The organism is Candidatus Omnitrophota bacterium (assembly GCA_023227985.1).
Taxonomy (GTDB): Bacteria; Omnitrophota; Gorgyraeia; order Gygaellales; family Profunditerraquicolaceae; genus JALOCB01.
The window spans coordinates 1-7,883 of sequence record JALOCB010000049.1 but is presented as its reverse complement, the minus strand read 5'-3'; the positions used below and the strand labels follow the sequence as shown (position 1 = coordinate 7,883).

The window sequence follows — 7,883 nt, the reverse complement described above, 5'->3', positions numbered from 1 at the left end:
GATTTGAATTATACATTCCAGAAAGCGGTGGATAAACACACGAATAAATATATAGTTTATCAACCCAAGCATAAAGTCGACGCCGCATTAAGATATCACGACATAAACGGGTTCACCTGCGAATTAAACGGGCAATTTACCGGCCGCAGGTATAAAGATACAACCAATAACGATCCGGTAAAAGAGTTCTATGTTTTCAACCTCAGCCTTTCCAAGAAGGTCAATGAGAACATAACCGGATACCTCTGGTTAAAGAACATCTTCGACCGTAAATACGAAGTGATCAAAGATTATCCAATGCCGGGATTTTCCATAACCACCGGCGTAAAGGTAACCTTCTAAAAAGAGGGGACGGTTCCTCTTCAAATTACTGCTTGCGCCATAACAAGTTACAATAACGGGTTTGTCATATTTATTCAATCGCGGTGTTGTTAAAAGTGTAAAACGCCTTATTGTAACCTATTGATAAGTAAAACGTTGCGTAACGAGGAACCGTCCCCTAATATAGTTATTGACAGAAAGTAGCAACTAAATTATATTGGTTTACATGAATACCGAAAGTATCTTCCAGCGGACGCTGATCGCGTCCCTGATATTGCATAGTGTTATTTTTCTAAGCATACCCCAGCTCAATCCTTTTATCCGCGATAAACGGATGACCAAGGTGCGGATCGTATATCTTAAAAACCCTCCGCAGCCGCCGAAACCCAAGCCGTTCACCAAACAAACCCAATCTAAAAGAAACAGTCGCGTCAGCATAAATTCCCGGATCAGCAAATTTGACCGGATCATCCCCCGGCCCGCGGCAGACAAGAACGGAATCCCGGGCAAGAAAACCCTGACTATCAACGATATGAACTTCATAAAACCAGCGGCGAACAAGCCGGATATAAACGCGCTCAAGAAAAAAATATCCCTGGCCCCGGTTGAAATGAACAAGATCAATAATCCTTCTTATGTCAGTTATTACAACCTGGTCCGCGAAAAGATCAGAAGGGCAGCTTATCAAAATTACTCCCACGCCGAGACCGGCGAGGTTTATCTCGCCTTTGTGGTCTCAAAACTCGGGGCACTGAACACGGTCAAACTGATAGAAGAGAGGTCGTCCGGAAATATTTATTTACGGGAAGTGGCGATCCGCAGCATCCGCGACGCCGCACCGTTCCCGCCGTTTTCCAAAGACCTGGACTACCCGCAGCTCTCATTTAACGTAATAATCTCATTTACCATTGAGTAAATTAAAGGACTTATCGGATTTGACAAGTGCGTTGTTGTAACACCTTATGCCTCAAGCGTTAATTTAACGAGGAACCGTCCCCTACTGAGAATGAAAACGTTTTCCAGCTATTGACTTATGCGAAATATGTGTTATAATTTCGTTATTGAGGTAGAAAATGCCACGGTTCTTCCTCCAAAAGAGAAGGAAAAATGATCAACCGGATCGAAGAAACAAGGCGCGCACCTCGAATAGATTTCACCGGGCCGTTACGCTGTCAGGTTAGAGGGACCCCGGTGTTTTTAAATACCCTTAGCGACGATATAAGCGACAGCGGCATAGGTTTTATCAATAACAAATTCATCCCGCCGCAGACAACGGTGATGATGGAGATAAATATCTTTGCCCGGGTATTAAGGCCGATCGGCAAAATTGTCTGGTCCAACCCGTATCCGCATGCCGATAAATACCGTTTCGGCGCGCAGTTTTTGGAATGGGAAAATTCGCAAGATAAGAAGTATCTTTCGGATTACATCAACATGAAACTTAATCAAGCTTAAGGAGTTTAAAGTAAAATGGCTAACGAAACAGCGCAGGCACCGGCAACAGAGGCTAAACCCGTAGAAAAGCAGACCAACTGTCCCAGCTGCAATAAACCTTTAAAGAAAGTGCGCAGGTATTACCGCAACGGCAAATTTTATTGCACTAAGAAATGCTGGCTAAAATCAAAGAAAACCGCCGAAGAAAAAGAAGGGGCCGCGAAATGAAAACCATCTCTAAAAAAGAGAGAAGGCTTCACCCGAGGATCAATCAAAACCTTCCGCTCAATGTGATGGCCAATGGTTACGACTTCGCTACCAGCACCTATAATGTCAGCTGCCTGGGCACGTACTGCCACATCGAAAAATACGTCCCGCCCTTTACCAAGGTTAAAATAAAGCTGAACATCCCCCTGGTGAATAACGGGATGCGGGAAAACTGCCTGGTTGATTGTTACGGGGTGATCGTGCGCACCGAGGACGACCCGTCCGGCGGATTTAATGTCGCTATTTTCTTTAACGAGATCAAGAACCCATCCCGTCAGAAGTTATCGCAATACGTTTCGCAGTGCCTGCCTCAAACCGCCTGTTCGATGAATTAATCCTTTAAAGAATGGGAAAGATAATAAAGCCCCAGCCGGTAAAACTGATCCTTGCTTTGATCTTCAGGGACAAACTTTCCTATTCCAAAACCCTGCGCATACTCTCCAAGAAATTCGGCAGGATCGATTTTGAAAGCCCCGTTTTTAATTTTAACGTCACCGATCATTACGAAAAAGAGATCGGCCGAGACCTTTTCCGCAGATTCATAAGTTTCAACAAATTGATCCCGCCTGAGGCTTTATCCCGCATAAAAATACTGACCAATAAAATAGAAAAAAAATTGAGCTGCAAAAAAGGGCGCACCGTGAACATCGACCCGGGATACCTGGATATGGCCAAGCTTGTCCTGGCCACGACCAAAGATTATATGCACCGCATATACCTGGGCCGGGGAATATACGCGGAGATCACTTTGTCTTACCAGGGCAAAAGTTTCCGGCCGTGGGATTGGACATACCCGGATTATCGCACCGATGCATACATCCGGTTATTCAACCATATCCGCCATATCTATTCCCAGCAGATAACCAAGCGCATTTAAATGAAGCCTGCCTATTTAGAAGCGTATAATAACGGAATACTAGACCGGGCCATTGCCCAAACCCGGGAAATACTAAGCTCCTGCGCGATCTGCCCGCGAAAATGCCGGGTAAACCGGCTAAAAGACCAGAAGGGGTTCTGCAAAACAGGAGAAAAAGCCAGGGTATACAGTTTTATGGCCCATCACGGCGAAGAACCGCCGGTTTCCGGGAAAAGGGGCTCAGGCACTATTTTCTTCTCTTTCTGCAATATGGCCTGCGTTTACTGCCAGAATTTCGAGTTCAGCCAGCAGGGGGGAGAGGGAAAAGAGGTCACTTCCGAAGAATTAGCCAATATAATGCTGGAATTGCAGGGTTTCGGCTGCCACAATATCAACCTGGTCAGCCCTACACACGTAATGCCCCAGATCCTGCAGGCCTTAAAATCAGCCATTAAATCCGGGTTGAACATACCTTTAGTATATAACAGCGGCGGCTATGAACTCGCGGAAATGATCAGGCTTATGGATGGGCTCATCGATATCTATCTGCCGGATATGCGCTACGCCGATAATGAAACCGCCAAAAAATATTCCTCCGCAAATGATTATCCTGAATACAACCGCCAGGCGGTAAAAGAAATGCATCGCCAGTCCGGGACCGCCGAAATAAACGGATCCGGGATAATGACCAAAGGCCTGATCATCAGGCATCTGGTGCTTCCAGGAGACATCTCCGGCACGGATAAAATAATGAAATTTATCAGCGAAGAACTTTCCCCGGAAACATATATCAGCCTGATGAGCCAGTATTTCCCTTGCTATAAATCCGGGGATTTTCCGGAGCTTAGCCGCAGGATCAGCCTGGAAGAATATGAGTCCGCGCAGACTATAATGGAAAAATACGGCCTGCATAACGGCTGGATCCAGGAAGCCGGCGGATTGGACAGATACGCCGGGATAAATATCAAACCCAATCTCAAGACCCGGTCTTGAAAGGTATTGGGAATAAACAAGTTAGAAGACCGGGTCTTGAAAGCATATGAGAGCGAAGAACTTAGGAGACCTATTAAGCGCCAGCAGCAAAAAATACCCCAAACGCATCGCAATTGTTTTCGGCCAGAAAAAAATAACCTACAAAACCCTCCAGGAAACCACTGACCATATAGCCGCCGGCCTTATCCATCTGGGAATAAAAAAACAGGACCGCATCGCCATACTGATGGATAATTCCCCGGAATTCGTAACCAGTTATTATTCGATCCTTAAAGCGGGCGCGATAGCCGTGCCGATAAACTACATGTTCAAGATCGAAGAGATCAACTACGTATTACAAGACAGCCAGGCATGCTCTTTGATCACATCCAGGCTCCACCTGGAAACCGCCCAGGAACTGCGTTTACGGGTAGAAAGCCTTAAGCACATAATCGCCGCGGGCAAAACCAGCCTGGAACATATCCTGACCTTTGACCGGCTCCGGAAAAACGATCCGCAAATCCTGCAGAAAAACGCCCCGGCAGAAAACGACCTGGCGGTGATATTGTATACTTCCGGGACTACCGGCCACCCCAAAGGCGCTATGCTTTCGCATTACAACCTGATATCCAACGCCTATGACTGCGCCCGGGCCTTAAAGATCAACTGCCGCCAGACATTCATCTGCATCCTGCCGTTATTTCATTCGTTCGCCGCTACTGTGTGCATGAACCTGCCGTTTTCAGCCGGCGCAAAAACCGTGATCCTGAAATCGATAAAACCGTTCAAAAGGGTCATCCGCAGTATCCGCAAGAACCGGATAAACATATTTGTGGGCATACCTTCAATGTACACGGTCTTGAATAACATAAAACTGCCGCGTATATTCCATACTCCGCTGATCAAGCTGTTCAACCCGGTAAAACTGTGCGTATCCGGCGCGGCAGCCCTGCCGGTGGATACTTTTAAACAATTTGAGGCTAAATTCCGCATATCCCTGATCGAAGGTTACGGCCTGACCGAGGCATCGCCTGTGGTCACTTTAAACCCCATAAAAGGCATACGCAAACCCGGATCTATAGGCCTGAGTATGTCCCCAAAAATAGAATTAAAGATCGTAGATGATAAAGATAATGCCTTAGAACCGGGACATATCGGCGAATTGCTGGTCAAAGGGCCTAATGTTATGCAGGGTTATTTCCGGCAGCCTGAAGAAAGCCTAAAAGCCCTTAAAAACGGCTGGCTTTATACCGGGGATATGGCAAAATTCGACAAATCCGGATATGTTTATATAGTAGGCAGAAAGAAGGAAATGATCAATGTCAGGGGCCTTAATGTCTATCCCAGGGAGATCGAAGAGGTCCTCTACCAGAATCCCAAGGTAAAAGAAGCCGCAGTGATAGGCATAGAGGACCCGCACAGGGGAGAGGTACCCAAAGGTTTTGTGGTCCTCAAAGACAACGCTGAAGCCGCCTCCCATGAACTTTTACAGTACCTGAGGCAGCGGCTGGCAGCTTACAAAATACCCAAAACCATTGAATTGCGCGGGTCTTTGCCTAAGAATTCCACCGGAAAGATCCTTAAACGACTGCTCAAAAATGAAGAAAAACAACAATAACAAACCCCGGGGTTTATGGCGCGAAAACCTGGCCCGGATACTGCAGATAAAAGACACCCCGCAGAAAATATCATTGGGCTTTGGCCTGGGCATTTTTCTGGGGATTTTCCCCGGCAGCGGCCCGATCGGAGCAGTTGTCTTAGCCACATTGTTTAGAATTAACCGTTTAAGCAGTCTGGCAGGCAGTCTGTTGACCAATACCTGGTTAAGCCTGGCTACCATACCAATTGCCATTAAAATCGGCTCCGGGCTATTAGGCCTGCATTGGCAAAAAGTGGCTAATGATTGGACCTTGTTTTTACGCGAATTTCATTGGTCAAATATCCTTAAATTATCGCTTTTAAAAATGGCTTTAGCCCCGATTTTAGGCTTGATAATCATCGGCCTGACAGCGGGAATAATAGGTTATTTATCCCTAATATCAACCTTTCTTATAATCAAAAAAATCCGCAGAGTTAAGCAATAAACAGGGCATATCCAACACCTGCAGCAGAATGTAAGCCTTCAATAAACTAAGTAAGTCCAAGTAAGTTCAAAAGCACTTATTCACAAAGAAATAACAGCATATCGTAAATCATTACAATACAACGCGTTAACCATATTACCGCTAAATTAGCAAGTTAACATAACGTTTATTATAGGAAGTTGTTATTATAGGCTTTTATTTGATTAATTGGTTTATAGGGCGGGTTTTGCTTCTGCTTGGGGCTTGCGTTTCAAGGCCCAGGCCTTTTGCGGCTCTATTGACCTGGGCCGGACATTGTAATCAGCGAACGTTATCGCGCCACCTTGTATTCGAATGATCATCCCGCTGGCCAAGGCATCAGCAATAGTCCTTCTGGCGCGCTTAAGTATGCGGCTAAAGGTCTGCTGAGACACCTTCATAGATCCGGCGGCTTTCTTTTGGCTAAGACCCAAATGATCAGCCAGCCTTAAGGCCTCAAACTCATCCATCCCCAGAACCGCCTCATCCGGCCTTCCAGGCCGGCCTCTGGGGCTAAATTGGCTTATTTTAGGGGCATTTCGCACCACGCGCTTTTTCTTGGGCCTTCCACGGTCATTCATAGGATTATCCGGATTAAATTGCGCTTACTCAAACTTACTCGGTTTTAACGCCGTATTTATTATGAGTATATACCCATAATCAGCCAAAGTCAAGAAATTTATGTTTCTGTAAACAGCTCAAATCCAATCAGATGTAAAAACGGTGATTTTTCTGATTTACGGTAGGATTATTGTTAACTACGTGAGGTATTCTCTAACGAGGCTGCTTCTGCCACCAGTCCACGGTTTTCTTCAGCCCCTCGTTAAAGCTCACCGCGGGCTTAAAATCCAGTATTCTCGCGATCCGGCTGATATCCGCGTTCGTGCGGAAAACATCCCCTGCCCTTACCGCTAACAGCTCCGGCTTGACCTGCTTGCCTAAGATCTCATTTATCATATCCACAAGCTGCAATACCGTGGTATCCTTTCCGGCAGCCACATTTAATACCTCATGCTTGATCTTTCCGGCTGTAGCAGCCAGGATATTGGCCTGGACCACATTATCAATATAGGTAAAATCCCGGGATTGTTTGCCTGTCCCAAAGATCGGCGGCTGCTTGTCGCGCATTATGCAGTTGATGAATTTAGGGATAACCACCGCATATTCATCATCCAAAGCCTGCCTGGGGCCAAACACATTGAAATAACGCAAAGCCACAGTCTCCAGGCCGTAATGTTCGGAGAATATCCGGCAGTAATATTCGCCGGCTAATTTGCTCAGCGCGTACGGCGAAATGAGCTTAGGCAAAAAGTCCTCTTTTTCCGGGAAAGTGTCCACATCCCCATAAACCGAGCTGGATGAGGCCATAGCAAAACGCTTCACTCTGTTTTTACTGGCCGCCTGCAGCATATAAAGCGTGCCATTGATATTCACTTCATTATAGCTTGCCGGGTCTTTTAATGATTTGGGCACTGAACGCAAAGCCGCCTGATGCAAGACCGCGTCAATATCCAGGCAGACTTTCTCGCACATAGACTTGTCCCTAATATCCCCCTGGATCAGCTGAAATTTACTGTCCGGCAAACCCTGGGCAAAACTGAGGTTTTGCTGTTTCCCTGAAGAAAAATTATCCAGGACCCGGACAAAATGCCCATCCTTAAGCAATTTCTCAGTGATATGCGAACCGATAAACCCGGCTCCGCCGGTAACCAGGAATCTCATATTAAAGCGTCCTTATATTGGCAAAGTTTTCTTTATAAACGTGGCGGGTATCAAAAATAAGCCGGGAATTGCGGCGCACCAGATCATAATTCACAGCGGTGTGGTCAGTAATCAAGATCACGCAATCAACTTTAGATAAGGTCTTTTTATCCAGTTTAACGCATTTCAGGTTGATATCATCAATATTCAAATACGGGAAAAACGAGTCA

The 7,883-nt window shown here is 46.0% G+C and carries 12 protein-coding genes; 9 read left to right on the top strand and 3 right to left on the bottom strand.

Annotation, left to right across the window (positions count from 1 at the left end; genetic code table 11):
* From M0R35_07445 to M0R35_07405, 9 genes are all read left to right on the top strand, one after another.
* The coding region (locus tag M0R35_07445) for a TonB-dependent receptor (protein MCK9595490.1) at positions 1–342 on the top strand (342 nt) is incomplete at its 5' end.
* Positions 343–547: 205 nt separating this feature from the next.
* Positions 548–1,237 (top strand): TonB C-terminal domain-containing protein, encoded by a 690-nt coding sequence (locus tag M0R35_07440; GenBank protein ID MCK9595489.1) that lies wholly within the window; start codon positions 548–550, stop codon positions 1,235–1,237.
* A 191-nt stretch (positions 1,238–1,428) separates the two neighbouring features.
* Positions 1,429–1,776 carry a PilZ domain-containing protein gene (locus tag M0R35_07435; protein ID MCK9595488.1) on the top strand — a complete coding sequence of 116 codons (348 nt, stop codon included), beginning with the start codon at positions 1,429–1,431 and terminating at the stop codon, positions 1,774–1,776.
* Positions 1,777–1,791: 15 nt separating this feature from the next.
* Positions 1,792–1,983, top strand: a complete 192-nt coding sequence (locus tag M0R35_07430) for a hypothetical protein (protein ID MCK9595487.1) — start codon at positions 1,792–1,794, stop codon at positions 1,981–1,983.
* Positions 1,980–2,357, top strand: a complete 378-nt coding sequence (locus M0R35_07425; protein MCK9595486.1) for a PilZ domain-containing protein — start codon at positions 1,980–1,982, stop codon at positions 2,355–2,357. Before M0R35_07430 ends, M0R35_07425 begins: the two co-directional genes overlap by 4 nt.
* Positions 2,358–2,368: 11 nt before the next feature.
* A complete protein-coding gene (locus M0R35_07420; protein MCK9595485.1) occupies positions 2,369–2,899 on the top strand; it encodes a DUF4416 family protein in 531 nt (176 codons plus the stop codon).
* Positions 2,900–3,871 (top strand): radical SAM protein, encoded by a 972-nt coding sequence (locus tag M0R35_07415; GenBank protein ID MCK9595484.1) that lies wholly within the window; start codon positions 2,900–2,902, stop codon positions 3,869–3,871.
* 46 nt (positions 3,872–3,917) lie between these two features.
* On the top strand, positions 3,918–5,468 hold the full coding sequence (locus M0R35_07410; protein ID MCK9595483.1) for a long-chain fatty acid--CoA ligase: 1,551 nt from the start codon (positions 3,918–3,920) through the stop codon (positions 5,466–5,468).
* Positions 5,449–5,934: a DUF2062 domain-containing protein gene (locus tag M0R35_07405; protein MCK9595482.1), complete on the top strand. Its 486-nt coding sequence runs from the start codon at positions 5,449–5,451 to the stop codon at positions 5,932–5,934. Before M0R35_07410 ends, M0R35_07405 begins: the two co-directional genes overlap by 20 nt.
* 212 nt (positions 5,935–6,146) lie before the next feature.
* On the opposite strand, the gene M0R35_07400 is transcribed toward M0R35_07405, so the two are convergent.
* The 3 genes from M0R35_07400 to M0R35_07390 form a co-directional block, all read right to left on the bottom strand.
* A complete protein-coding gene (locus M0R35_07400) occupies positions 6,147–6,533 on the bottom strand; it encodes a DUF134 domain-containing protein (GenBank protein ID MCK9595481.1) in 387 nt (128 codons plus the stop codon).
* A gap of 193 nt (positions 6,534–6,726) precedes the next feature.
* Complete coding sequence (locus M0R35_07395; GenBank protein MCK9595480.1) at positions 6,727–7,674, bottom strand: SDR family oxidoreductase; 948 nt, start codon at positions 7,672–7,674, stop codon at positions 6,727–6,729.
* A 1-nt stretch (position 7,675) separates the two neighbouring features.
* The coding region (locus M0R35_07390; GenBank protein MCK9595479.1) for a UDP-N-acetyl-D-glucosamine dehydrogenase at positions 7,676–7,883 on the bottom strand (208 nt) is incomplete at its 5' end.